Annotated in this window: 17 protein-coding genes; 10 read left to right on the top strand and 7 right to left on the bottom strand. The window is 55.1% G+C overall.

Going from position 1 to position 24,705, the window contains the following annotated elements:
- Positions 1–15 precede the first annotated feature (15 nt).
- Positions 16–1,929, top strand: a complete 1,914-nt coding sequence (locus ON16_RS11595; RefSeq protein ID WP_243441827.1) for a glycerophosphodiester phosphodiesterase family protein — start codon at positions 16–18, stop codon at positions 1,927–1,929.
- Positions 1,930–2,235: 306 nt separating this feature from the next.
- Entirely contained in the window at positions 2,236–4,098 is a 1,863-nt protein-coding gene (locus ON16_RS11590) for a DUF4914 family protein (RefSeq protein WP_243441826.1), read from the top strand.
- Between the two features lie 192 nt (positions 4,099–4,290).
- Here the strand turns inward: ON16_RS11590 and ON16_RS16020 are convergent, their stop codons facing one another.
- The 7 genes from ON16_RS16020 to ON16_RS11565 form a co-directional block, all read right to left on the bottom strand.
- Positions 4,291–4,641, bottom strand: a complete 351-nt coding sequence (locus ON16_RS16020) for a hypothetical protein (RefSeq protein WP_193372959.1) — start codon at positions 4,639–4,641, stop codon at positions 4,291–4,293.
- Between the two features lie 107 nt (positions 4,642–4,748).
- Positions 4,749–6,269 (bottom strand): recombinase family protein, encoded by a 1,521-nt coding sequence (locus ON16_RS11585; protein WP_040662588.1) that lies wholly within the window; start codon positions 6,267–6,269, stop codon positions 4,749–4,751.
- Positions 6,270–6,334: 65 nt separating this feature from the next.
- Positions 6,335–6,487 carry a hypothetical protein gene (locus ON16_RS15935; RefSeq protein ID WP_162829304.1) on the bottom strand — a complete coding sequence of 51 codons (153 nt, stop codon included), beginning with the start codon at positions 6,485–6,487 and terminating at the stop codon, positions 6,335–6,337.
- Positions 6,488–6,633: 146 nt separating this feature from the next.
- Positions 6,634–8,058: an alanine/glycine:cation symporter family protein gene (locus tag ON16_RS11580; protein WP_040663026.1), complete on the bottom strand. Its 1,425-nt coding sequence runs from the start codon at positions 8,056–8,058 to the stop codon at positions 6,634–6,636.
- 341 nt (positions 8,059–8,399) lie between these two features.
- Positions 8,400–10,202: a methyl-accepting chemotaxis protein gene (locus ON16_RS11575; protein ID WP_040662586.1), complete on the bottom strand. Its 1,803-nt coding sequence runs from the start codon at positions 10,200–10,202 to the stop codon at positions 8,400–8,402.
- Between the two features lie 355 nt (positions 10,203–10,557).
- Positions 10,558–11,619, bottom strand: coding sequence for an HD-GYP domain-containing protein (locus tag ON16_RS11570; protein WP_040662584.1), 1,062 nt, complete (start codon positions 11,617–11,619; stop codon positions 10,558–10,560).
- A 337-nt stretch (positions 11,620–11,956) separates the two neighbouring features.
- The gene (locus tag ON16_RS11565) at positions 11,957–12,355 is read right to left on the bottom strand and encodes a polysaccharide deacetylase family protein (protein WP_051131721.1); all 399 of its coding nucleotides are present in this window, start codon (positions 12,353–12,355) and stop codon (positions 11,957–11,959) included.
- A 375-nt stretch (positions 12,356–12,730) separates the two neighbouring features.
- On the opposite strand from ON16_RS11565, the gene ON16_RS11560 reads away from it, so the two are divergent.
- The 8 genes from ON16_RS11560 to hutU all read left to right on the top strand — a co-directional run bounded on the left by ON16_RS11560 (position 12,731) and on the right by hutU (position 24,515).
- Entirely contained in the window at positions 12,731–14,311 is a 1,581-nt protein-coding gene (locus ON16_RS11560) for a recombinase family protein (RefSeq protein WP_040662582.1), read from the top strand.
- 1,109 nt (positions 14,312–15,420) lie between these two features.
- Positions 15,421–16,560, top strand: a complete 1,140-nt coding sequence (locus tag ON16_RS11550; protein ID WP_040662578.1) for an acyl-CoA dehydrogenase — start codon at positions 15,421–15,423, stop codon at positions 16,558–16,560.
- A gap of 120 nt (positions 16,561–16,680) precedes the next feature.
- Positions 16,681–18,114, top strand: coding sequence for a YjiH family protein (locus tag ON16_RS11545; protein ID WP_051131720.1), 1,434 nt, complete (start codon positions 16,681–16,683; stop codon positions 18,112–18,114).
- Positions 18,115–18,161: 47 nt separating this feature from the next.
- Entirely contained in the window at positions 18,162–19,340 is a 1,179-nt protein-coding gene (locus tag ON16_RS11540; RefSeq protein ID WP_040662576.1) for a CaiB/BaiF CoA transferase family protein, read from the top strand.
- A gap of 46 nt (positions 19,341–19,386) precedes the next feature.
- Entirely contained in the window at positions 19,387–20,523 is a 1,137-nt protein-coding gene (locus ON16_RS11535) for an acyl-CoA dehydrogenase family protein (protein WP_040662574.1), read from the top strand.
- A gap of 76 nt (positions 20,524–20,599) precedes the next feature.
- On the top strand, positions 20,600–21,385 hold the full coding sequence (locus ON16_RS11530) for an electron transfer flavoprotein subunit beta/FixA family protein (RefSeq protein WP_040662572.1): 786 nt from the start codon (positions 20,600–20,602) through the stop codon (positions 21,383–21,385).
- A 16-nt stretch (positions 21,386–21,401) separates the two neighbouring features.
- Complete coding sequence (locus tag ON16_RS11525) at positions 21,402–22,397, top strand: electron transfer flavoprotein subunit alpha/FixB family protein (protein ID WP_040662570.1); 996 nt, start codon at positions 21,402–21,404, stop codon at positions 22,395–22,397.
- An 84-nt stretch (positions 22,398–22,481) separates the two neighbouring features.
- Complete coding sequence (gene hutU / locus ON16_RS11520) at positions 22,482–24,515, top strand: urocanate hydratase (protein WP_040662569.1); 2,034 nt, start codon at positions 22,482–22,484, stop codon at positions 24,513–24,515.
- Positions 24,516–24,705: the final 190 nt, after the last annotated feature.

The raw sequence follows: 24,705 nt of genomic DNA, 5'->3' as shown, positions 1-24,705 counted from the left end.
AGGGTGTAGCGGCTCATGCTTTCACGTTCTGAAAATCAAAGGACGACGGCTGATACCGCAAATGTATTTGTTCCCGGCGTTTCTCAAATTGTAGAGGTGAATATGAAACAGCTTCTAAAACGCTCCGCAGATATTTCGCTTAAGAATTTGTCAACCCTGCTGTTGTTTGACATTGTGTATAAAGTCTTTAGCTATTCCATTCTTTATGCAGTTACCAGCGACTTATTATCTCTGATCTTAAAAGCGGCGGGGCTCTCTTATTTATCGACCGAGAATTTGTATATTGTGTTCATGAACCCACTTACGATTATCCTTTGCATCTGCATGATGCTCCTAATTACCTTTTCAGTGTTTTTTGAGACAGTGGCATTATATACCTATTGCGAATCTGGCTGGAAGCAGGAGCGAATTTCGATTGCAGCCTTATTAAAGCGCACCTTACTGCAGTGCAAAAAGCTGCTGCAAGTAGAAAATGTATGGCTGTTTTTTGGCTTCGTCCTTACCAAACTGTTGACTATTCTGCCATTTTCGCCCTATATTTTGCGGTGGCTGGGGATTCCGGAGTTTGTGATGGATTTTATTACGCAAAATCCACTGCTGCTTTTGATTTATGGACTGGCTGCGCTGACCGCAAATTTCGTATGTTTTTTGTTCTTGCTGATCCTGCCCGATACGTTGTTCTACGATCAGTCAATAAAAATGGCATGGAAAGAGGGGATGCAGCGCTTAAGGAACAAAAAAGCAGTCACGGTCTTTCGAGCGCTCGGTGCTTTTTTGATATTTGGTGCTGCAGCCATGGCAGTGCTTGGTGTTGCTGTTCTGGGGCTGGCTTTCTATGTAAAGCTCATCGAATCTCCGGCAGATGCCGTTGCTTCTTTTGCGCTTTACTTTCAGCGCGCTGCGCCTGCGGTTGTGCTGATTATGGAGACACTGACCACCGTTTGGTTCTTTTCCGTGCTGATCACGCTGTTTCATCAGTATCGCGAAGATATGCGGCCCGCTGGCAGCAAAAAAGTAAAAACTGGCCTCGGCTGCTATCTAAAACGCGGGACAGCGCTCCTGTGCACCGCAATTGTCCTGCTGATCTTTAGCGAAACGGAGCTGGGCGTAAGTTACCTCCATCAGACTGATACGAAACCGGAAATCGTTGCCCATCGCGGAGGCGCTGCGTTTGCCCCTGAAAATACAATGGCGGCAGTGGAGAACGCAATTGCAATGGGAATTGATATGGTTGAAATTGATGTGCAGCAGCTCAAGGATGGCACTTTGGTTTTACTGCATGACAGCGATTTTAACCGCACCACAGGAAACGGCAAAAAAGTCTGGGAGGTGGGGTATGACCAAGTGCAAACTTATGATGCCGGCAGCTGGTTTTCCCCTGAATTTGCCGGCGAGCCCGTTCCAAGGCTGGACGATATTTTGCGTCGGGCAAAGGGTAACATCCAAGTCATGATCGAGCTGAAGCAGACAGGTCACGAAAAGCATCTGGCGGAACAGGTTGTCGAGTTGATTGAAAAGAATGAGATGCTTGACCAGTGCAGCATCGGCTCGTTAAATCTCGACATTTTAAAGGAGGTAAAAGCCGTAAATCCGAAAATTGAAACGGTTTATATTACACCTCTGATTTTTTCCGGCCAATATGACATGGATTTTGTGGATGCGTTCAGCGTGGAAACCACTGCCATCACGCGGGAGATGGTTGCCACCATGCAGTTCCAAAGGAAGGACGTATATGGGTGGACCGCTAACTCCAAAGAGACGATTCAGAAGAACTTGGAATGTCAGGTAAACGGCATTGTGACAGACAACCCCGAGTTGGTAAAATACTGCACCGCGCAGACATGGGAAAGCCGCCTGTTAGATACCGCGCTTCAAGTGTTTTTTAATGACACGACGACGCAGCGGGGGAAATACGGCACTAGAAGCTAATTACCGTATGGAGCCGGCACTTTCGGATAAAAACTTCTTGCTGCCAGTTCAAAAGCCGGCGCTTTTACGAGGTTTTTGTTAACACTGTCATGACACGCCGATAAACGGAGTGCCTGCTGGGGCGCTCCGTTTTTTGCCCGTTAAAAAAAGTTGAGAAGGTGGGGAAAAGCACGTACCACTCTTGCAAAACGTTGTAGAATATGTTATATTTAATCGGTTGCAATTTCAGACAGATCGGATTTCCAACCGGAAAAAGTTTCTATATACAATCAATGGAAAGCGAGGGGACCAAAACTGAACGAAGTATTGAAGCGCTTTGCCCTGCCGAAGGAGCTGAGCGCCATCGTGGACTGCAGTCCCAGCGTCATCGTGCCGGAGAGCAAGGAGACGCTCTATGAGTTGATTTTCGGCAATGAGCACACCAACCGGATCGACGTGGTGTACGATGTGGAGGGGCGGCCTGTCCACGAGGCGGACGTGGTCCGCTGTAAAAACGGAGCCGTGGTGAATTACACAGAGGATTATATGCGCCGCCGGGACCCGGACTGTATGCGGATCGCCGACGACCAGCCCACGGACAAGCCTAAATTCAAAGACGTTTACGGGAATTCTTTCGACGATGTGCGAAAAGAGACGTTCCACTGGCTTTCTACGCAGGAGCTGATTCTGGTGCCCTTCAAGGCCGGTGGATATGACCACGGTTATGAGGCGGCGCTGGTATGCCCCCGAAACGCGGCGTTTTTCGCTTTTGCCATGTCCCAGCTGCAGGCGTTCGTCAACGTCCGGGAGATGAAGAAGTTCACACCCCGGGCCATCATTTACGTGGCGCCGCCCTTCCGGCACACCGTTTTTAACGGCAAGCAGGTGGTGGTTCACAATCGGAGCCACGACCTCCATGAGATTTTCTCTTACAACCTCTATCCCGGCCCCTCTGCCAAAAAGGGCGTTTACAGCGTCCTGCTGGACATCGGCGAGCAGGAGGGCTGGGTCACGGCTCACGCCTCCGCAGCCCGCATCATTACCCCCTATGAAAACGAGATGGTGATGATGCACGAGGGGGCGTCCGGCGGCGGAAAGAGCGAGCTGTTGCAGGATGTTCGCCGGGAGTCTGACGGACGGGTGCTGGTGGGCGTGAACACGATCAGCGGCACACACCACTATATCAGCATGAGCGATACCTGCACCATTCAGCCGGTGACGGACGACATGGCCATCTGCCACCCCGATCTTCAGCCCGGCAACGGCAAGCTGGCCGTGGCGGACGGAGAGGACGGCTGGTTTGTTCGGGTGGACGGTATCACGGAATATGGCTGCGACCCGCTGTATGAGCGCATCACCATCCATACTAAGGAACCGCTGATCTTCTTCAATCTGGACGGCGTGCCCGACGCCACCTGCCTCCTCTGGGAGCACACGCTGGACTCCACCGGTAAAACCTGCTCCAATCCCCGGGTCATTATTCCCCGCCGGATGGTGGATAATATCGTCACCCAGCCCGTGGAAGTGGACGTGCGGAGCTTTGGCGTGCGGATGCCGCCGTCCACAGCGCAGCGCCCCAGTTACGGCATTGTGGGACTGCTGCACATTCTGCCTCCGGCTCTGGCGTGGCTGTGGCGGCTGGTGGCTCCGAGAGGATACAACAACCCCTCCATCAGCGGCGATTCCCCGCTGGCGGCGGAGGGTGTGGGGTCCTATTGGCCCTTTGCCACGGGACTGCGGGTCAAGCAGGCAAATCTGCTGATGGAGCAGGTTTTGAGCTGTACATCCACCCGCTACGTGCTGATTCCCAACCAAAATATTGGTATCTATCAGGTGGGCTTTGCACCGGAGTGGATTTCCCGGGAATATCTGGCCCGGCGCGGCGGCGTGAACATGCGTATGGACCGTTTGACTCCGGCGCTCTGCCCGATTTTGGGCTATTGCCTGAAGGACATGAAGGTGGATGGCCAGCACATTCCGCCCAAGTTCCTTCGCCCCGAACTGCAGGAGCTTTTGGGCAAAGAGGGCTATGAGGTCGGCGCGAAGATTTTGACCGACTTCTTTGCAAAGGAGCTGCAGGTCTACAACACGGCGGAGCTGCATCCGGTGGGGAAACAGATTCTGGAATGCTTTGCCGCAGGCGGCAGCGTGGAGGATTACTGCAAAATTATCCCTCTGGGGCTGGAATAAGGTCCCGTCTGTGGGGAAATGCTGACGGTTCGGCAAGGAAAATGCTTTCTGACTGGCTTACACAGCGTGGGAAAAGAAATCATATCAAAAAGAGTTCCAAACGCCAAAGGCGTTTGGAACTCTTTTCTAAGTTATCGAGGCTGCGGAGATTCCTAGGGCAATACCGCACAAAGAATGCCTTGCGGCTTTGCCTTAGTCCATTTCCACAGTCGACAGCGCGGTATTTCCCCCAGCAGATGGGGCGGTGCTTTTCGCGGCAGATGGGGCGGTGCTTTTCGCGGCAGATGGGGCGGTGCTTTTCGCGGCAGATGGGGCGGTGCTTTTCGTGGCAGATGGCGTGGTGCTTCCTGCGGCGTTTCCTGTGGACTTTTCCGGGGATGCAATCGCTTTCTGCCGCCCGGTGTGATCAATGGTGTAATCCTGTTTACAGGTTCCATTGACAATTAGTTGAGAAATGGGGATGATGGAATAGCCTTGCCCGATCAGGCATTCAAGAATTCCCGGCAGGGCCTCCGGCGTGTGCTTGGCCGCGTTGTGGAACAAAACAATAGATCCGGGCTGCACCTTGGAGGTGACCCGTTGGGTAATTTCCGATGCGGGGATTTCTTTCCAATCAAGGCTGTCAACTCTGGTATGTATCGAAGTAACAGCTAACGAAAGTCAAACCGGTATTTCCATTCGATATTCAGGCCGTCCCGAAACACATTGATTCGGGAAATCAGCAGCTCCGCCAGACGGCTCTTCTGGGCGAGGGTCATCTTATCCCACTCCGCCGCGATATCCCGAATTTCCTTGGGCGCCGCATCCTGCCGGCAGTTGCAGAGCTGGTCAAGCCGGGATTCCAGCTCTTGCCGCTCGTGAGTCAGAGCAGAAATTTTCTCGTTCAGATACCGCACTGTGATGTCGTCGGACTCCGCCGCCATATCAAGGAGCTTTTCGATACGCGCGTCCACGGCCTCCATCCCGCAGCGCAGATGATTGCGCGCCTGATGATCCGGGGCAGAGGCCCCGCTGCAAAGGGCGCTGTAAGCCTTTGCCCAAAGGAATATGCGGGCTTGGACGATGGCTTCCACAGCGGAGAGACTCCCCAGATTGCCCGCCGCATCGCAGCAGCTGTATGCGGTTCTGCCGGTGCAGTAAAGATAGCGGTATCGGCCATGGTTGCTGGATTTGGGGACCACCGCGTGACCGCACTTGCCGCACTTGAGAAGCCCGGTGAGCCAAGTGAGCTGGGAACGGGTTCGGTTGTCGATCTGGCGGTTGTTGTCCAGCCGTTCCTGACAGCGCAGAAAAAGAGAGGAGGGGATCACGCCGTCGTGGGGAGCCAGCGAAAGCGTGTGATTGGACACATCGGTGAACTTCCGCGTATTCTTGTCGCGTTTGCCATAAAGGTAACAGCCCTTGCCCAGCGTGAAGTCGGCGACCTCATTGGTGAATTTAACACCCTTGTCCCGGTAGTAGTGATACACGTCGGCATCCGCTGTCACAGCCACGGGATTTCGAAGAATCCGGGAAATTTTGCAGGAGTCCCAATCCACGCCGCCGGGCGACGGAATCTTTTCCTCGTTGAATTGCCGGGCGACGGCGCCAAGACTCATCATCTCGTTGCCGTACAGCTGAAACATCTGCTCCAGCGTGCCAACCGTTTCTGGGTTCGGCTCCAGCAGCTTCAGCTTGCCCTGTTCGGAACGCAGTTCAATTTTACGAAAGCCAAACGGAGCCGGACCGCCCAGATACATGCCCTTTTCGCCACGGGCGTAGTAATTGTCCCGAATGCGGATTTGAATGGTTTCCCGTTCCAGCTGGGCGAAGGTCATGACAATATTGAGCATGGCCCGCCCTATGGGAGTCCCGGTGTCAAAAGTCTCCTGCGTGGAGTTGAAGGAGACACCGTACTTGGTGAAAAGGTCCACCAGATTGGCGAAATCCAGCACGGAGCGGCTGATCCGGTCCAGACGGTAGGTGAGGATGCGGTCGATCTTTCCGGCTTTCACGTCGGCAAGGAGCCGCTGAAATTCCGGCCGGTTGATATTGCTGCCGCTGTACCCCTTGTCGGGATAGACGACGCAGGGGGTGTTGTCAGGGAGCTGGCGCTTGCAAAGCTCGATCTGCGTTTCAATAGAGATGCTGTCCTTTTTGTCCACCGATTGGCGTGCGTAAATTGCGACCATAGTACCCCTCCCGTAGCAGGTTGGGCGCACGGCTTTTCGCCGTGCGCCCAACCTGCCGAGTTTTATTACCCGTTTTCAGCACGCAAGTCCGTCAGCAGAGAGGAAATCTCCGCAGCGACCCGGAGCTGGTCTGCTTTTGTGAAGTCCCGGTCCGGAAAAATATCACGAATCTGATATTCCCGGCGGGGAGCGTCCGATTGGTAAGCAGGTGCACCCATGTTGCCAAGCCCCCTTGCTGCACTCTATGCGGGGGAAAGCTGGGATTATGCCTGCGGCGGGCGGCCCGGTGGACTTCTGAGCAAAGCAAGCCGGTCCCCGGGCTTTTGCCCGGGGACCGGCTTGCTGGTGAGAGAAAGAGGAGTGGTTATTTCATGGAGTGCTCCCGCTTCAAAGGAGTGGATTCCTTGTACTCCCGCAGCAGCTTGAAGACCACGGGGGACAGTGCCAGCACCGCGACCAGATTGGGGATCGCCATCAAAGCGTTCAGGGTATCGGCGATGTCCCATGCCAGAGACAGTTCCATCACGGAGCCGATTACGACCAGAATGCAGAAGAAGATCTGGTAAGGCTTAATGATCTTAGGCCCAAACAGGAACTCGGCGCAGCGCGTGCCGTACAGGCCCCAGCTGAGGATGGTGGACCCGGCGAACATGCACAGTCCAATGGCCACCACGATAGAGGCCCCAGGCCCGAATACGGTGGCAAACGCCGCGTTGGTCAGCTGGACTCCGGCGGGAACGCCGTACTCAATGGGAGTGCCGCTCATGAGGATGACCAGAGCGGTCATGGTGCAGATGACGATGGTATCGGCAAAGACCTCAAAGATGCCGAACAGTCCCTGCTGCACGGGACCTTTGGTGTCTGCCGCCGCATGAGCGATAGGCGCGGAGCCCAAGCCTGCCTCGTTGGAGAAGACACCGCGGGAAACGCCACGGGTCATAGCGGTCTGGATGCCGATGCCAACCGCGCCGCCGACCACGGCGGAGGGGTTGAACGCGCCCACAAAAATGGACTTAAACACAGGACCGATATTGCCGATGTTGGCGAAGATCACGACCAAGCTGGAGACGATGTAAACGATGGCCATCACAGGGACTAACTTTTCTGTCACAGAGCCGATACGCTTGATGCCGCCCAGATAGGTCATCGCACAGATCAATGCCATGGCGATACCGGCGCACAAGCAGATGGTGAAGTTGTGGCTGGAGCTGCTGGGAATGACCGTGTTGATGGAGGCGGTGATCGAGGTGGCGATGGAGTTGACCTGCGTCAGGTTGCCGATGCCGAAGGCGGCCAGAGAACCCAGCGTAGCGAAGGTGATGCCCAGCCATTTAAACTTGGGCCCCAGACCGTTTTTGATGTAGTACATTGGTCCGCCGACCCAGTCACCGTTGGCGTTGCGTTCCCGGAAACGGATGGAGAGCGTCACCTCGGAGAACTTGGTCAGCATGCCGACTAATGCGGAGACTTCCATCCAGAATACCGCGCCGGGGCCGCCCATGGCGATGGCGCCCGTGACGCCCACGATGTTGCCGGTGCCCACGGTGGCTGCCAGCGCGGTGGTCACGGCCTGCAGCGGCGTTACACTGCCGCTGCCTGCGGTTTTCTGCGCGTTCTTTCCGAAGCATTTGCCGATGGTGTTACGCATGGCGTGTCCAAAGTGCGCGAATTGGAAGAAACCCATGCGAATGGAGAGGTAGATGCCGCTGCCCACGATCAGAATCAGCATGGGAACGCCCCAGACAACACCGTTGATAACGCCGTTGATTTGCATGATTTTCTCTACCAAACTCATAAATGCTACCCCCTCAAAACAAATTTGCCCCTATGAAACTATCAGGAGCCTCCTCTCTATGCCGCATGGCAATGTATATTCTAGTTATGTGCGATTTTTCACCGTCTGGCAAGGGGTTTTGCCGCCTTTAAGCGGCCTCTGAACGGCAGGCGGAGAATCTAAACGGATTCTTCGCGAAATTTTAGAAGGTGTCAAAATGAGTCGGCGCATATTTTGCATAAAAATAAGGAAAAAACCACCTTCGCGGACTGATTTCTGAACTATTTTTTTATAAAAAAGAGGCGGCGGATACCTAACTGGTATCCGCCGCCATCCCCTTGCGGGGGAGAACCGCATCAGTATTTTCCACCGGCGGAGGAAAGCGCTTTCTCCGATTCGAGGGAAGCTTTATCCGCAGCGGGGACCACATCAGAACGATCACCGGACGCGGCCTTTCTAAGTCGAAACGCGGAAATCAGATCCTGCATGGAAACGGATTGTCCGTTCAGCTCCTCACTTGCCGCCGCGCTCTCCTCAGCGGTGGCTGCGTTGATCTGCACCACCGACGAGATTTGCTCCACGCCCTGATTAATTTGAGTGATGGATTCCGCCTGACCCTGAGAGGCTTTTGCAATTTCATCAATTAAGGTGACGGCTTCCGAGGCGATTGCGGCGGCCTCACCCAGAGACTGAGCCGTTCGGTCGGCAATTTTGGAACCGGCTCCAACGGCCTGAATGGTTTCTTCGATAAGGGCGGAGGTGCTCTTGGCCGCCTCGGCGGATTTCCCGGCCAGATTGCGGACCTCATCCGCGACAACGGCAAAGCCCTTGCCTGCCGCACCTGCCCGTGCCGCCTCCACCGCGGCATTCAGCGCCAAAATATTGGTCTGGAAGGCAATGTCATCAATGATCTTGATAATTTTAGAGATTTCACCGGATTTGTCCATAATATTCTGCATGGCGGAGACCATTTCCCGCATTTCTCCGGTACTGATCTTCAATTCCTCTCCGGCAGAGTTGGCCTTTTCCCGCGCGGCCTGCGCATTTTTTGCGTTTTTCTGAATCTGGGTGGCTGTGTCTGCAATTGAGGCGGACAGCTCTTCAACGGAGCTGGCTTGTTCGGTCGCGCCTTGAGAAAGCGCCTGCGCGCCGTCCGCCACCTGCTCTGCGCCGCTGCGAACCTGCTGGGCGGATTCGTTGATTTGCAGGATTGTACCGTTCAGACTTTCCAAAAGCGCATCCATGTTGTCTTTCAGCTTTTTAAATTGACCGGCGTACTCCATGTGAAGCTCGACGCACAGATCGCTGTTGGCGATGTGGTAAAGAGCGTCGGAGATTTCGTCGATGTAGCCCTGATAGTTGACCAGCTGCTGAATGGTCAGACCGAACGCCTTTGCAAGCTCGCCCACCTCATCCTTGGAGCGGACAGAAAGCTCTACATTGAAATTCCCGGCGGCGATCTGCTCGGCAGCCAGCGCTACTTTTTTAATGGGCTTTGAGATATTCCCGCCAACAACAACCGTCACCGCGGCGGCAGCCAACAGCACCAAAACAGTCAGAATTACAACGGAACGGATGGCGGAAGCCATGCCCTCGTTCAAAATTGCATTGACGGACTCAATGGATACGCCCACGAAGCAGGCGCCAATTGCCTGCCCGGTTCTGTCCAAAAGCGGAACATACCCGGTCATATACGCGGAGCCCAGAATGGTAGCCTCGCCAAAGTAGGTACCGCCTGCATTGAGCGTCCGATAAGCGTCGCCGGAGGAATCGAGCGCGGTGCCGACGACCCGTTCTCCGTTATCATCCTTGATGGTTGTAAGAGTGCGAATGTAGTCGTTCCCATTTTTTGCAAATACAGTGGCGACCACGTTCATGGACTGAGACAAACGGTCAATATAGTCGTTTTCTCCTTCAATGGGCCTTCCGTCAACGTCCACCAGATTTCCCGCAACGTTCAGGCTGAGAGGGCCGAATTGTTCCTCCAAATAGAGCCCTAGCATATTGGCAGCGCCCTTTAGGGTATCTTGTACCTGCATGTCTACAATGTTGTTTGTGACACGAAAGCTCTGCGTGAGCCCAATCGTGCCGATCAGAACAGACGAAGCAACCACCAGAGTAAGGATCACCAGAATCAGCCGTGTTCTCAGTCTTTTCATTATAATACATCTCCTTATTGCTGTCGTTGGTTCCCAAATGCGGATTTTGGGAAGGAAAGACGAGCTTCCTCGAATCGCGAGGTAATAAAGCGTCCACGCAGGCTGATAATTTTTCCTTTTTAAAAGAATAGCGTACTTTGGGTGACTCGTCAACATTTTGCCAAAATTTATATAAATATTGTGAATTGTGTACAAGTCTGGAGAAAAATGCAAATGGTTCAACTCTGTTTACTGAAGCAGCCACGGAAGAAAAAACGGAAATGAAAAAGTCTGAAGGAAAGGTTCTTAACGGACCTTTCCTTCAGACTGCATACGAGAATCGGCTTCGCCGGACACTCGCAGTTTTTTGTTAAAATCATGCGACGCCGCAGATCGTGACATTTAGATAGCTGAAATCGTCTTTCAGTGAAATTTCAAAAGGCTCCACATCGACACCGTCCTGCCGATAAACCCGAATCTTGGGCCGCAGACAGTAGGAGGCATAGTTCTTAACGACCAGCGCGGTCCAGCCGTTGCTCAACGTCACCGAGGTCCCCGCAGGGTACGGAGCGATCTTGCGGGTAAAAGCGCTGACGGCCTGTGGGTCGAACAAGGTGCCCGCGCTGGCCATCACATACTCTACGCCCTCGTTGGGCGGCAGTGCTTTGCGGTAAGGCCGCTCGGAGATCAGCGCGTCGTATACATCTGCCACAGCAGTTACGCGGCCATAGAGGGAAATTTCCGTGCCGCGTTTTTTCATGGGATATCCGGAGCCGTCGAACCGCTCGTGGTGTTCCAGTATGGGTCTGCAATTTCGCGGGGGCAGCCGATATTCCGACAGGATATAGTCATATCCCACGCGGGAATGGGTTTGCACCTGCTCAAATTCTTCCGGCGTCAGCGGGCCGTGTTTTTGAATAATTTCCTTTTTGATAAACACCTTGCCAATATCATGCAGCAGCGCGCCGGTGCCAAGAGAAACTAAATCGCCAATCGGAAAATTCATGGCAATTCCCAAGACGACAGACAGCACCGCCACATTGAGAGAATGGGAATAGGTATAGCTGTCAAAGCTGGATAAATCCAGCATATTTACCATCACGTTCCGATTTCCGGAGAGCTCGTGTACAATATGTTCCACCTGTGCAGTAATATTGGGAGTACGGAGACTTTTGCCGCCGTTTTGAGCGGTGGTGATGATCTTGCGCATTCCCTTCATAGTTTCCATACGCAGTTCTTCGCTGATCATATCAACAACTTCGATGTCCTGCGACAGATCATCGTCGATATAAGCGCCGGGATACCCGCTGCGCTGAATGGCATCAATATATGGTTGAGTCAGAGTGATTCCGCTGGCCAGCATGGTGTTGATGCCCCGATACAGGGGCTTGGCCAACTGCATTCCCTCACGCAGACAATTTGCCGCTACGAATCTCATCTTGACTCCTTTACCGCGCAGCCACAGCCCCTTGCAACCAACGTCGGCGCTTCGGCGGCGCACAGGCGAGGAGCTTTGGCTGTCTGGGCAAGCCTGAAGAAGCTGCCATGCGGGTCTCATCTAAAAGTTCGGAAAGCGTCGGTTGATTCGACTGATTTCCCTAAATTTCATCAAATTTCCACAGTAGAATATTATACTGTCATTTGGTGAAAATGTCAAACAATTCCGATACGCTAAAAGAAATATGCTTCTTAACTGCTGCTAAAATGAAACCAAACCCTTACCGCGATCTTAAAATACGAATTTCCTGTGCGGGGATTTTGCCGCATTCTGCCTTTTACAAAAGGCCGCAGGCGCTATTTACTGCAAGCCAATGGAGTGTTTCAACATCCCACTGGATTGGCTCCATTCCACAATCGCGCACCGCCTGTATGACATGGTTGTCATACTCCCCGTATGGGCAGCGGATCAGGGTGGGACGCACACCGGTGACGGCCTCGGTTTTGTCGCAGCTCTCCTTCAGGTCCGCGGCAATCTGCTCTGCGGACAGCGAATTGTAGTGGTCGTGGTGCGCCGAGTGGCTCATCACCTCATGCCCTGCATCCTTTAGAGCCTTAACAGACTCGGGATACTTATCCACCCAGTCGGCGACCACAAAGAAGGTGGTTTTCACATTGTATTTCGACAGAATGTCAATGAGCGTTTGCGTATCTTCGTTTCCCCAGGGTAACGTCATAATGCGGCAGTCCCAAAACCAATTGAGATCGCCGCATTTTTATTCTTCTTATATTAATACCCTTTGCTACACCGAATTACAAGAAAGTTTTACATCTTTTTATGTCCCAATATGTGCAAACCGGGGCGTATGCGTTTTATTAACCAGCGGTTTCATCGTATAGAGGCAGGAACCGAAGCTGACGCGCGTGGCATGTTTGCCGACAAGCCCTCATAACCTGAACCATCTGGTTTGATTAGGAGGGAATATCCATGTCTCAGACTATGACCCCGTCTGCGCGCACGTCCGCATATAGCATTGACCGCCACTTCACCGGTCAGCGCACTGCTGAGGATGTAGTGGCGGCACTGGTGAAGATTCACAGCTGACACGCCTATGCCCCAGAAGAAAACAAAGTATTTGACCGCCCAATACGAACGCCTGTCACGGGAGGACGGTGACCGTATGGAGAGCGACAGCATTCTCAACCAGCAGAGGCTCATTGAGGACTACTGTGCCCGCGATCCGGAGTTTCAGGCAGTAGGCCACTACTCCGACGACGGATATACCGGTACCAACTTTGACCGACCCGCCTTCCAGAGAATGGTGACCGACATTGAAGATGGCAGGGTAAACTGTGTTGTCGTGAAGGATCTCTCCCGTTTTGGACGGGACTACATCGATATGGGCTACTATTTGGAGCGGTATTTTCCAAGCCATGAGGTCAGATTTATTGCGATCAACGATGGGGTGGACAGTCAGGCCGGTCCCTACAATATGCTGCTGCCGCTGAAAAATGTTTTTAATGCGCAGTATGCAAAGGACATCTCGGAGAAGGTGCGCAGTTCCTTTGAAGTAAAACAGCGCAGAGGCGAATTTGTAGGGGCCTTCACCTCCTACGGCTATGTGAAAGATCCGGCCGACCATAACAAGCTGATCGTTGATCCGGTTGCCGCCAAGGTTGTTCGGCGCGTTTTTGAGATGGCTGCGGGCGGAGTGGGACAGATTCGGATTGCCCAGCAGCTCAACGAGGAAAAGATTCCCTGCCCCAGTGAGTATAAGCGGCTGATGGGCGAGCGGTATACCAACTGCAAGCGGTTGGAGTCCACCCACTATTGGACCTATGCCACCATCCACCGAATGCTGCAAAACGAGATGTACCGGGGCAGTATGGTGCAGCGGCGGTCGATTCGGCCAACTATGCATGGAAGAGCCAAGGCCGCGGACAAAAGCCAATGGATCGTGGTTCCGGATACCCATGAGGTCATCATCCCACAGGAGCTGTGGGATGCGGTTCAGGCGCAGATTACGCAAAACACGCGCGCCCCGGCTTTTGAGCAGAATGTGGGTCTGTTCGCCGGATTCTTTAAGTGCGGAGACTGTGGTCGGGCAATGGTCAAAACGGTCCGGGGCGGACGTATCTGCTACTCCTGCGGGTCGTATCGCCGCTATGGGGCCGGTGTGTGTACCAAGCATTATATTCCGCAGCAGGACCTAGAGAAGATCATTCTGGAGGATCTGAACCGCGTGATTGCCGCAGTTGGTGATTTGGAGCAGCTTGTCGAGCGAAACCGAACGGTTTCAGATACGGCGCAGCGCAAAAGTAAGGAGCAAAAGCGGCTGGAAACCGCGTTGGACAGGGTGCGCCGTCTGAAACAGGGGGCCTATGAAGACTATCGGGACAGGCTGCTGAATCGGGAGGAATTTCTCCGCTACAAGGGGGATTACGATCAGCAGGAGGAAATTTTAGCGCGCCAGCTGACTCAGGTCGAGTCCTCGCCTGAAGAAAACCCACGGAAACAGCCGTGGGTTGAAAACCTGCTGCGTCTGGGCAGGCTGACTGAGCTGGACCGGGCAACGCTGTCCCAGACGGTTGAAGTGATCCGCATCTTTGAGGACAAGCGCATAGAGATCACGTATCGGTTTTCAGACAGCCTCCGGTTTTTGCTGGAAGAGGAACACGAGGAGCCTAGCTGACGAGGCGGGCTCCGAGGCGAATGTGCAAAAGAAAGCGTCCTATCAGCAACGCTGTCAGGGCTGAAGGAAGTTGGATTTTCCGATTTTCGTCGAGACAAAGCCATCCTGCTGAAGAAAAACCTCCTCTACTAAGGGCACCGCAGAATTTGATTTCTCGTGTAAGCGCTCTCTGAATGGCGGCGTGGTCTACGATCAGGGGCACTGTGGCGGGAAGCGCGCTCCAAACCTGAACAATGATGAAGAAAGTGACGTTGCCGCTGATGCGGCAACGTCACTTTTTCTTGCCAAGCTGCGCTAAAAGCGGCCATGAAAGGAGCCGTGCGTCAGATGCTGAAAGGGACCAATCTCTATAAATCTTATCGAATAGGCAAAACAAGACGGTACCGTGAGCCGCCCCCTCACCCACAGCTGTGAAGATCACCGCGCGTTTCGGGATGAGCTGCTGAATGTCATCGAGCGTTTTCTCTGCTGCCATCGTCGCCTTAAAGGGACCCCTTTTTAGAAGTTCAGCATGACCCCCTCTGGGCTGGCAATAGCCTATTGCGCATTTTCCTTCCAAAATAAAAAGCCGGATAAGGGAACAGGTTGAAATGCCCGCCCCCTTATCCGGCTTCTTATGTTTAAACCAATGACACAGCCTTCGAGTGTGCAAAGGCAGTATACCAAACCGGCGAGGTCAGGCCGGTGGACTCGCTTACGGGCTACCCATTCCCCAAAATGGCGAAAAATGCCGTGCGTTTTGCAGTAAGTTTTAGTCATCATACCCAAAAAATGGGAGTTATAAAAAATTTAATTTCATGACAGACGGCAGTTTTAACCGGGAGACTTTTCAACAGTAGACGGAAATTTGACGCTTCTTCCGGCTGCAAATGTAAGATTTCAAAAGGCGAAGGTCGAAAAACTGTGAATTTCGCCGGTGGCGGCGGCCCGGACTGTTTCGGGGCCAAATCGTCCACATCGGAGGAGAAAAGGGGCGTCTGACGAGATGTGCAGACGTTTCAAAGACAGAGGCGCGCTACAATCCAGACAGTAAAAGGCTTTGTTGAGCGCTCAGCCCGATGCTGGAAAACGATTCGACGCAAGCCGCGTCTCAGAAAGGAAAAGAGAGTATGGATTTCGGGTTTAATGACGAATACAAAATGATTCAGAAGATGTACCGGGAGTTTGCGGAAAAGGAGATCAAGCCTCTGGCGGAGGAGATCGACGAAAACGAGCGGTTCCCCAAGGAAAGCGTGCAGAAAATGGCCGACAACGGGATGCTGGGCATTCCTTTTCCCGAAGAGTACGGCGGAGAAGAAGGGGACTACCTCTCCTATGTTCTCGCGGTAGAGGAGTTGTCCAAGGTCTGCGCTTCCACCGGCGTCACCCTGTCCGCCCACACCTCTCTGGGGGCCGCCCCCATTTATGACTGGGGCACCGACGAACAGAAGCAAAAGTTCTTGACTCCGCTGGCCAGCGGCGAGTGTCTGGGCGCTTTCGGCCTGACCGAGCCAAACGCCGGAACCGATGCCTCCCGCCAGAAGACCACCGCCGTCAAGCAGGGAGATCACTATGTGCTTAACGGCTCCAAGTGCTTCATTACCAACGCGGGCGAGGCGGGAATTTACATCGTCATGGCAATGACCGACAAGGAAAAGGGAAACCACGGCATATCCGCCTTCATTGTAGAAAAGGACTGCCCGGGCTTTTCTATCGGAAAGCACGAGAAAAAAATGGGGATTCGCGGGTCTGCCACCGCCAGCCTGATCTTTGAGGACTGCACCGTTCCTGTGGAGAACATGCTGGGCAAAGAGGGCGAGGGCTTTAAGATCGCCATGCATACGCTTGACGGCGGGCGGATCGGCATCGCTGCACAGGCGCTGGGTATTGCCGAGGGCGCGTTGAAAGAGACGATTGCCTATGTAAAGCTCCGTGAGCAGTTTGGAAAGCCCTTGTCCGCCTTCCAGAATACGCAGTTTGTCGTCGCCAATCTGGCCAACCAGATTGAGGCCGCCAAGCTGCTGGTCTACCGCGCTGCATGGTGCAAGGACAATCACCTGCCCTACTCTGTGGAGTCGGCTCACGCAAAGCTCTATGCCGCCGAGACTGCCATGCGCGTCACCACCGAGTGTGTCCAGCTGATGGGCGGCTACGGCTACACCCGCGAGTATCCCGTAGAGCGCATGATGCGCGACGCAAAGATTACCCAGATTTATGAGGGTACCAGCGAGGTCCAGCGCATGGTCATCTCCCGCGCCGCGCTGCAATAAACAAACCGGCTGCACGCAAGGCAAACCCACCCTCCGGCCCTGCCGGTAAGGAACGATGGGATACAACCGAACAGGGCTTCTGTGCTTTCACCATTTTGTCTGAAAGAGAGGAACTTGCTTATGAACGAGAACGACGCCTATGCCAAAGCGAAAGCATCTTCAAGCGCGGAGGACGACCGCGTGGAAAAAGCGCTGGAGGAGAGAGTCGGTGTTGCAGTGGATTACCGTACACTCAATGGCCGTAACCTGCTGAAATTTATGATTTTCTCGGGAATCGGAATCTGGGCGTTCTTCATTCCTGTGACGATTGGCGGGGCAAACTCTGTTCCCATGGTGCTTTTGATCGACGCAGTCAAGGCCCTGCTTGGCCCTGCGGTCATGAATTGGCTGGTTCTGGTTGTCTGTCTGGTGCTGTCCGTCACCTTTACGCTGTCCCGTATTCAAAAAGAGGGGTTTTTTCGGCGGTTCCACGTCAAAGACGGCTGGGGGACCGGAATCCTTTACTACCTGTCGCTACTCTTCGCGGTGATGATCGTCTTCAACGTGGGACCAAAGCAGATTCTGGATTCCGAAGTCGGCGGGCAGGCGATCAGTCTGGCGGGGTCTACATTGTTTACCGTTACCATCGCCGGCTGGCTGGTCACATTTCTTATTGAGTTCGGCGTGCTGGAATTTGTCGGCACTTTGATGGAGCCGATCATGCGCAAGGCATTCAAGCTTCCCGGCCAGTCCGCGGTCACAGCCGTCTCCGCGTTTGTGGCGGCGCCCGCCGTGGGCGTATTCATGACAAACAAGCTGTACAACGAGAACGTGTATACCGAGAAAGAGGCGTGCTGCGTTGCCACCAACTTTAGCGTGGTTTCTCTGGGCTTTTTTGCCCTGCTGGTCTCTATCACCGACACGGTTTATATGTACGGAAAAGTCGTTCTGACCTCGCTGATCGTGGTGTTCATTCTGGCGTTCATTGTTATCCGCATTCCGCCGCTGTCCAGAAGAAAAGACCGCTACGTCAACGGCACGGAGCAGACGGACGCTATGCGGAAATCCGGCCGCTATGACCGCACAATCCTGAAAAAAGCTGTGGGCGCCGCGACCACCAAGGCCGCCGGCACACCGTATTCCGTGTTTCTCACCTCGATTCCCGACGTGTTGTCCTTTGCGGTGAAGATCGTCTCCTTTGTGCAGGCCATCGCGGTCATTGCGCTGTTCATCAGTACCTACACCCCGTTGTTCCAGTGGATCGGGGTCCCCATGACGCCCTATCTTCAGCTGTGCCAGCTGCCCGACGCCGCGGCCATTGCCCCCGCCACGCTGGTGGGTATCGCCGAGATCGCGCTGCCTGTCATGACCATCGCCGGACAGGCCATTGCGCCTATGAGCGTGTTCTTTGTAATCGTGCTGTCCACCGTGCAGATTATCTTCTTCACCGAGAGCGCCAACGCCATGATGCAGGCCGACATGGGACTCAAGTTCGGCGAACTGGTTCTGATCTTCTTGATTCGGACGGTGATCGCCATCCCCATTGTGGCGCTGTTTGCCCATTTGCTCTTTTAAAAACCGCGAAAAACCACAATCATTTATTTTCTCAGGAGGTGTTGATATTGCAGCAAGCGTTAAGCGGGGTTCGGGTGCTGGATTTTTCTCAGGTACTGGCGGGGCCCTTCTGCACCATGAATCTGGCCGACTTCGGCGCGGAAGTCATCAAGATTGAGCGTCCCGGCTCCGGCGACGGCAGTCGGATCTTTGGGCCGTTTGTCAACGGCCAGAGCGGCTATTACACACTGGTCAACCGGGGGAAAAAGGGAATCACGCTGGATTTGAAGCGTGGCCGGGAGATCATTTACGACATGGTAAAGACCTGTGACATCGTGGTGGAAAACTTCAAACCGGGTGTGATGGAGAAGCTGGGCCTCTCCTATGACCACCTGAAAGAGATCAATCCCAAAATCATCTACTGCTCCATCTCCGGCTTTGGACAGGACAGCCCGCTGCGGGACCTGCCCGCCTATGACATCGTGGCGCAGGGAATGTCCGGCATGATGAGCATCACCGGGTATTCCGATACGCCTCCTGCCCGGGTGGGCAGCTCTCTGGGAGATGTCAGCGCAGGGCTATACGCCGTGTTTGGCATCCTGATGGCCCTGTATAACCGGGAACGAACCGGCGAAGGACAGTATGTGGATATCGCCATGCTGGACAGCGTGTTTGCCTTTATTGAGACAAATGTGGTGCGCCACACCATCGGCGGTGTCCATCCCACCCGCGTGGGAGCCCGGCATCCCCTCAGCGCACCCTTTGACATCTATCAGTGCAGCGACGGCATGGTCATCATCGCCGTGGCCAGCGACGCTCATTTTGCCAAGCTGTGCGAGATGATCGGCCAGCCAGATTTGATCAAAGACCCGAAGTTTGACTCCGACCCCCACCGCTCTGAAAACGATGTAGAGCTGAAGGCCATTCTGGAGCGGTTTTTAAAGAATCACACGGTGAGCAAGGCCCGAGAGATGATGGAAAGCCGCTCGATACCCTGCGGCCCGCTGTGTACCGTGGACGATGCGTGTAAAAATCCCAGCATCCTGAAGCGGGATATGCTGGTGGAGATCGACCAGCCCGGTGCGGGCAAGCTGACCATCACCGGAAATCCCGTTAAGCTGTCCAAAACACCTCCCGATCCCCGACATGCCGCCCCGCTGCTGGGACAGGACACCCGCGCCGTTCTGGCGGAATTCGGTTACAGCAAGGAACAAATCGACGCGTGGGAGGCGGAGAAGGTCTTCTGATCCGCCGACAACAATACAGATCAAAATTTTAAGGAGGAATCTCTCTATGGAATTCAAGTATACTGACGACCAAATCGCCCTGCGCCGGGCGGTCCGCGAATGGGCACAGAGCTATCTTGCCCCCAAGGCGGAAGAGATCGACGTGAACAACCGTTTTCCCACCGAGACGATTGTCGCTTTGGGCGAACAGGATCTGATGGGCCTGGCCTATCCCGAGGAACTGGGCGGCGCGGGCTATGATGCCATCTCCGAGGCGATTGCCATGGAGGAGATCTCCGCGGCCTGCGCTTCCACCGGCTCCATCATCACCGGACACTATCTGGGCTTTGACGCGCTGTATCTGGCGGGCAATGCCGAGCAGAAAGCAAAGTGGCTGCGACCCGCGCTGGAAGGCGCAAAATACGCCGCGTTCTGCCTCACCGAGCCTGCGGGCGGGTCTGATATGACCTCCAACAAGACCACAGCTGTGGAAGATGGCGACAGCTATGTCATCAACGGCGTGAAACACTTCATTACCGGCGGCGCACACTGCGACTTCCTGTGCTGCTTTGCCATCACCAATAAAGAGGACGTGCGCCACGGCATGAGCTGCTTTGTGGTGGAAAAGGGGACTCCCGGCATGACCATCGCCTCCGAAGACAACAAGATGGGTATCCGCGGTGCCCGCACGGCCGAGATCGTGTTTGAAAACTGCCGCGTCCCCAAGGAGAATCTGGTGGGCCAGTTGAACGGCGGCTATCGTTTGGCGCTGGACGTGGTGGACCGCGGCCGCATCGGCATCGCCGCCATGTCCGTGGGCATCGCCCAGTCCGCGCTGGATCTGGCGGTTAAATACGCCAAGGAGCGCGAGGTTTTCAAGCGCCCCATTGCAAAGTTCCAAGGCATCCAGTGGATGCTGGCCGATGCCGCCACGCAGGTGGAAGCCGCCCGGATGCTGACCTATTACGCCGCCAGCCTGAAAGAGCAGGGTGTGCCTTTCACCAAGCAGGCCGCCATGGCCAAGCTGTTTGCCGCCGAGGCGTCCCACAAGGTGGTGGATACCGCGCTGCAGGTACACGGGGGCTACGGTTACATGAAGGAATACGCGATTGAGCGGATCTACCGTGACCAGCGCATCACCGAGTTGTTCGAGGGAACCTCTCAGGTGCAGCGGATTGTCATTGCCGGTCAGCTTCTGCACTGATGCGCGGCGCGTTTCAGAGCATTTGATTCCGGTTTGATTGCGGCGCTCCGGCGCCCGCCATAAAGGAGGACAATATATGAACATACTGGTATGTATGAAGCAGGTACAGGACAACGCGGTGGCGCCCAAGTTGGACCCCGCCACCGGGCGGGTTGTTACACAGGGCGTTGAGACGATGGTGAGCCCCTTCGACCTGAACGCACTGGAAGCGGGCTTGAAGCTGGCGGAGGAACATGGCGGAGAGGTTTCTGTGCTGGCGATGGGAGACGAGGAGAGCAAGATCACCCTGCGTATCGGCCTGTCCATGGGGGCGGAAAAGGCGTATCTGGTCAGCGATCCGGCACTGGAAGATTCCGATCCGTGGGCCACTGCCTACACATTGGCCAAGGCGATTTCATCCATCGGAACCTTTGACGTCATCCTGTGCGGAAAACAAGCCATCGACGATGACGCGGGTCAGGTGGGCGCGGGCATTGCCGAGCAGTTGGGCATCTCGCAGATCTCCTACGTCAACGAGATTCGGGAGGCCACCGCCGACAGTCTGACCGCCAAACGGGTCGCTCCCACCGGCGAGGAGGTGGTGCAGGCCGCGCTGCCGGTGCTGCTCACCTGTGAAAAATCCCTGAACGAGCCCCGCTATGCAACGCTGAAACGGACCAGAATGGCCAACCGCATGGAAATCCCCGTGCTGGACTGCGCGGCCATCGGCGCAGACACAGCCAAGGTCGGGAAGAATTCCCCCTCCACCGTTCAAAAGCGCTATATGCCCGCTCCGCGCCAGAGCGGCGAGTTGCTTCGCGGGAATGCAGAGGAGATCGGAAAGCTCGCCGTTGTAAAGCTCGTGGAGCAGAAGGTCATCTGAGAAGGGAGAACAAGATATGTCAAATCAAAACATATGGGTCTGCATGGAGTGCGTGGGCGGGAAGATCGCGGGCGTCTCCTATGAGATGCTGGGTGCGGCAAGAGAACTGGCGGATCAGCTGTCCGGCAAGGTGTCGGCTGTTTTGCTGGGTGCGCAGGTCAAGGAGCAGGCCGGAGAGGCTTTTGCCTATGGCGCGGACCAGGTCTTTGTCTGCGACGACCAGCGGCTGAAGGACTACCGGACCGAGAGCTACTGCAAGGTGCTGGAGCAGCTTGTGCGGGAGCACACGCCGGGGATTCTCTTTTTGGCTGCTACCACCTGCGGTCGGGATTTGTCCGCCCGGCTGTCCAGCCGTTTGGAGTTGGGCCTTGCCGCGGACTGCACGGCACTGAAAATTGTGGAAGGGCAGTTGGTTGCCACCCGCCCCACTTACGGCGGCAACATCATGACCGATGTGACCTTTGCTCCTACGAAAACCGCCATATGCACCATTCGGCCCAACGCCTTCTCTAAGGCTGAACCGGATGCGTCCAGAACCGGGGAGGTCGTCTCCGTTTCTCTGAATATGGAGGATTCGGAGCTGCGTACGCAGGTGAAGGAGGTTCTGGCCAAGGCGGGCGGGGAAATCAGCCTGACCGACGCGCAGATCATTGTTTCCGGCGGTCGCGGACTGGGCGACGCCAGCGGATTCGACCTGATTCGAGAACTGGCCGACACCCTGCATGCCGCAGTGGGCGCGTCCCGCGCTGCGGTGGACGCGGGATGGATTCCCTATGAGCATCAGGTGGGCCAGACCGGCAAGACAGTGGGACCGAAGCTGTACATCGCCTGCGGCATTTCCGGCGCGCTGCAGCATCTGGCGGGTATGAAGACATCTGACGTGATCGTGGCCGTCAATAAGGACGACGAAGCGCCCATTTTCAGCGTGGCGAACTATGGAATCGTGGGCGATCTTTATAAGGTGCTGCCCATCATGATCGAAGAGTGCAAACAGGTGTTTGCCTCCCGCTGAGGCCCGGTGCGCACGAAGAGGCGGATATCTCCCTGCAATTTATATTTAAACACAATGAACTCATATAAATAAGGAGGAATAATTATGGCAATGTTTGATGTTGACAAGGCAATGACGGTGAAGCTGGACTACGAGCTGCCGGAGTATCCTACCTTCGCGGATGGAATCCGCCGCGCTCCCCGCCGGGAATCCCATCTCTCCGAGGCAGACAAGAAACTGGCGATCAAAAACGCCCTGCGTTACATCCACCCGGATCACCACGCCCAGATGGCTGAGGAGTTTGCCAAGGAACTGGAGGAGCACGGCCGGATTTATGGCTACCGCTTCCGCCCGCAGGGCAAGCTATACGGCAAGCCCATTGAGCAGTACAAGGGCAACTGCACCGAGGGTAAGGCGTTTCAGGTCATGATCGAGAATAACCTCGATTTCGACGTGGCGCTGTATCCCTACGAGCTGGTGACCTATGGCGAAGCGGGGCAGGTCTGCCAGAACTGGATGCAGTACCGCCTGATTAAAAAGTATCTGGAGATCTTGACAGATGAGCAGACGCTGGTGGTCATGAGCGGCCACCCTCTGGGCCTGTTCCACAGCCACAAGGGTGCGCCCCGGTGCGTTATCTCCAACGGCTTGATGATCGGTGCGTTTGACGACCAGAAGAACTTCAACCGCGCGGCGGCGCTGGGTGTTGCCAACTATGGGCAGATGACCGCCGGCGGCTGGATGTACATCGGGCCGCAGGGCATTGTCCACGGCACGTTCAACACCCTGCTGGGCGCGGGCCGCCTGAAACTGGGCATTTCCGAGGATGGGAATCTGGCGGGACGCCTGTTCATCTCCGCCGGTTTGGGCGGCATGTCCGGCGCACAGGGCAAGGCCGCCGAGATCGCCGGCGCTGTGTCCATCATCGCCGAAGTGGATGAGTCCCGGATCGTGACCCGCTATACGCAGGGCTGGGTCAGCGAAAAGACCGACAGCTTGGAGCTGGCGCTGTCCATCGCCCAGAAGAAGATGGCGGCCAAGGAACCCTGCGCCATCGCCTATAACGGCAACGTGGTGGATCTGCTGGAGTATCTGTATGAAAAGAACGTCCATGTGGATCTGATGAGCGACCAGACCTCTTGCCACATGGCCTATGACGGCGGTTACTGCCCGCAGGGACTGACCTTTGCCGAGCGCACCGAGATGCTGGACAAGGACCCGGAGCAGTTTGCCAAGTTGGTGGATAAGTCCCTGAAGCGCCACTACGAGATGATCTGCAAATTCCACGATAAGGGCACCTACTTCTTCGATTACGGCAACGCGTTCCTGAAGTCCGTGTTTGATGCGGGCGTTACCGCCGTGTGCAAAAACGGCGAAAACGATCTGGACGGCTTTGTATTCCCCTCCTATGTCGAGGACATTCTGGGGCCCTTCCTGTTTGACTATGGATACGGTCCCTTCCGCTGGTGCTGCCTGAGCCGCAATCCCGACGATCTGGACAAGACCGATGCTGCCGCCGCGGATTACATTCAGGCCCACAACCGCCGCTATCAGGATCACGACAACTACATTTGGCTGCGGGACGCCAAGAAGAACAAGATGGTGGTCGGCACTCAGTGCCGCATCCTGTATTCGGACGCTATGGGCCGCATGAACATCGCGCTGAAGTTCAACGAGATGGTTCGCAACGGCGAGATCGGCCCTGTTATGCTGGGCCGCGACCACCACGACACCGGCGGAACCGACTCTCCCTTCCGCGAGACTTCCAACATTAAGGACGGTTCCAATATCATGGCCGACATGGCTACCCAGTGTTACGCGGGCAACGCGGCCCGCGGCATGAGCCTTGTCGCGCTGCACAACGGCGGCGGCGTGGGCGTTAGCAAATCTATCAACGGCGGCTTCGGCATGGTGCTGGACGGAAGCGAGAATGTGGACGCGATCCTGCGCATGTCCATGCCTTGGGACGTGATGGTGGGCGTTGCCCGCCGGTCTTGGGCGCGGAATGAGCATGCGGTCTCCACCGCAGCCGAATACAACAAGATGTATGAGGGGCAAGACCATATCACCCTGCCCTATATGGCGGAGAACGACGAACAGCTGATCGACAAGGCGCTGAAAAGCGCGGAGAGCAAGTAACCATCACGAACAAATCCACCAAAAAGGGGCCCTGCGTCAGGGCCCCTTTTTCTTTTAATTCAGGTGAAGATGAAAAGGACAGCAAGTTAAACAAAAATTTAATTTGAATTGAAACAAGACTGCATTAATTGTATAATAATACAAATTCCAGTGGAGGGAACGGGACCTCCGTCCCAATTCAAAGAGCATG

The sequence above is a fragment of the Oscillibacter ruminantium GH1 genome (genome assembly GCF_000307265.1).
Classification (GTDB): domain Bacteria; phylum Bacillota; class Clostridia; order Oscillospirales; family Oscillospiraceae; genus Oscillibacter; species Oscillibacter ruminantium.
The sequence above is the reverse complement of the archived record's forward strand: the minus strand, read 5'-3'. Positions and strand labels throughout refer to the sequence as shown.

Excerpts from the sequence above, each read along its gene's own strand:
- ON16_RS11545 (WP_051131720.1), top strand. The coding sequence starts at position 16,681 with ATGAACGAGAACGACGCCTATGCCAAAGCGAAAGCATCTTCAAGCGCG.
- ON16_RS11550 (WP_040662578.1), top strand. The coding sequence starts at position 15,421 with ATGGATTTCGGGTTTAATGACGAATACAAAATGATTCAGAAGATGTAC.
- ON16_RS11570 (WP_040662584.1), bottom strand. The coding sequence starts at position 11,619 with ATGAGATTCGTAGCGGCAAATTGTCTGCGTGAGGGAATGCAGTTGGCC.
- ON16_RS11525 (WP_040662570.1), top strand. The coding sequence starts at position 21,402 with ATGTCAAATCAAAACATATGGGTCTGCATGGAGTGCGTGGGCGGGAAG.
- ON16_RS15935 (WP_162829304.1), bottom strand. The coding sequence starts at position 6,487 with ATGGGTGCACCTGCTTACCAATCGGACGCTCCCCGCCGGGAATATCAG.
- ON16_RS11530 (WP_040662572.1), top strand. The coding sequence starts at position 20,600 with ATGAACATACTGGTATGTATGAAGCAGGTACAGGACAACGCGGTGGCG.
- ON16_RS11560 (WP_040662582.1), top strand. The coding sequence starts at position 12,731 with ATGCCCCAGAAGAAAACAAAGTATTTGACCGCCCAATACGAACGCCTG.
- ON16_RS11585 (WP_040662588.1), bottom strand. The coding sequence starts at position 6,269 with ATGGTCGCAATTTACGCACGCCAATCGGTGGACAAAAAGGACAGCATC.
- ON16_RS11595 (WP_243441827.1), top strand. The coding sequence starts at position 16 with ATGCTTTCACGTTCTGAAAATCAAAGGACGACGGCTGATACCGCAAAT.
- ON16_RS11565 (WP_051131721.1), bottom strand. The coding sequence starts at position 12,355 with ATGACGTTACCCTGGGGAAACGAAGATACGCAAACGCTCATTGACATT.
- ON16_RS11575 (WP_040662586.1), bottom strand. The coding sequence starts at position 10,202 with ATGAAAAGACTGAGAACACGGCTGATTCTGGTGATCCTTACTCTGGTG.
- hutU (WP_040662569.1), top strand. The coding sequence starts at position 22,482 with ATGGCAATGTTTGATGTTGACAAGGCAATGACGGTGAAGCTGGACTAC.
- ON16_RS11535 (WP_040662574.1), top strand. The coding sequence starts at position 19,387 with ATGGAATTCAAGTATACTGACGACCAAATCGCCCTGCGCCGGGCGGTC.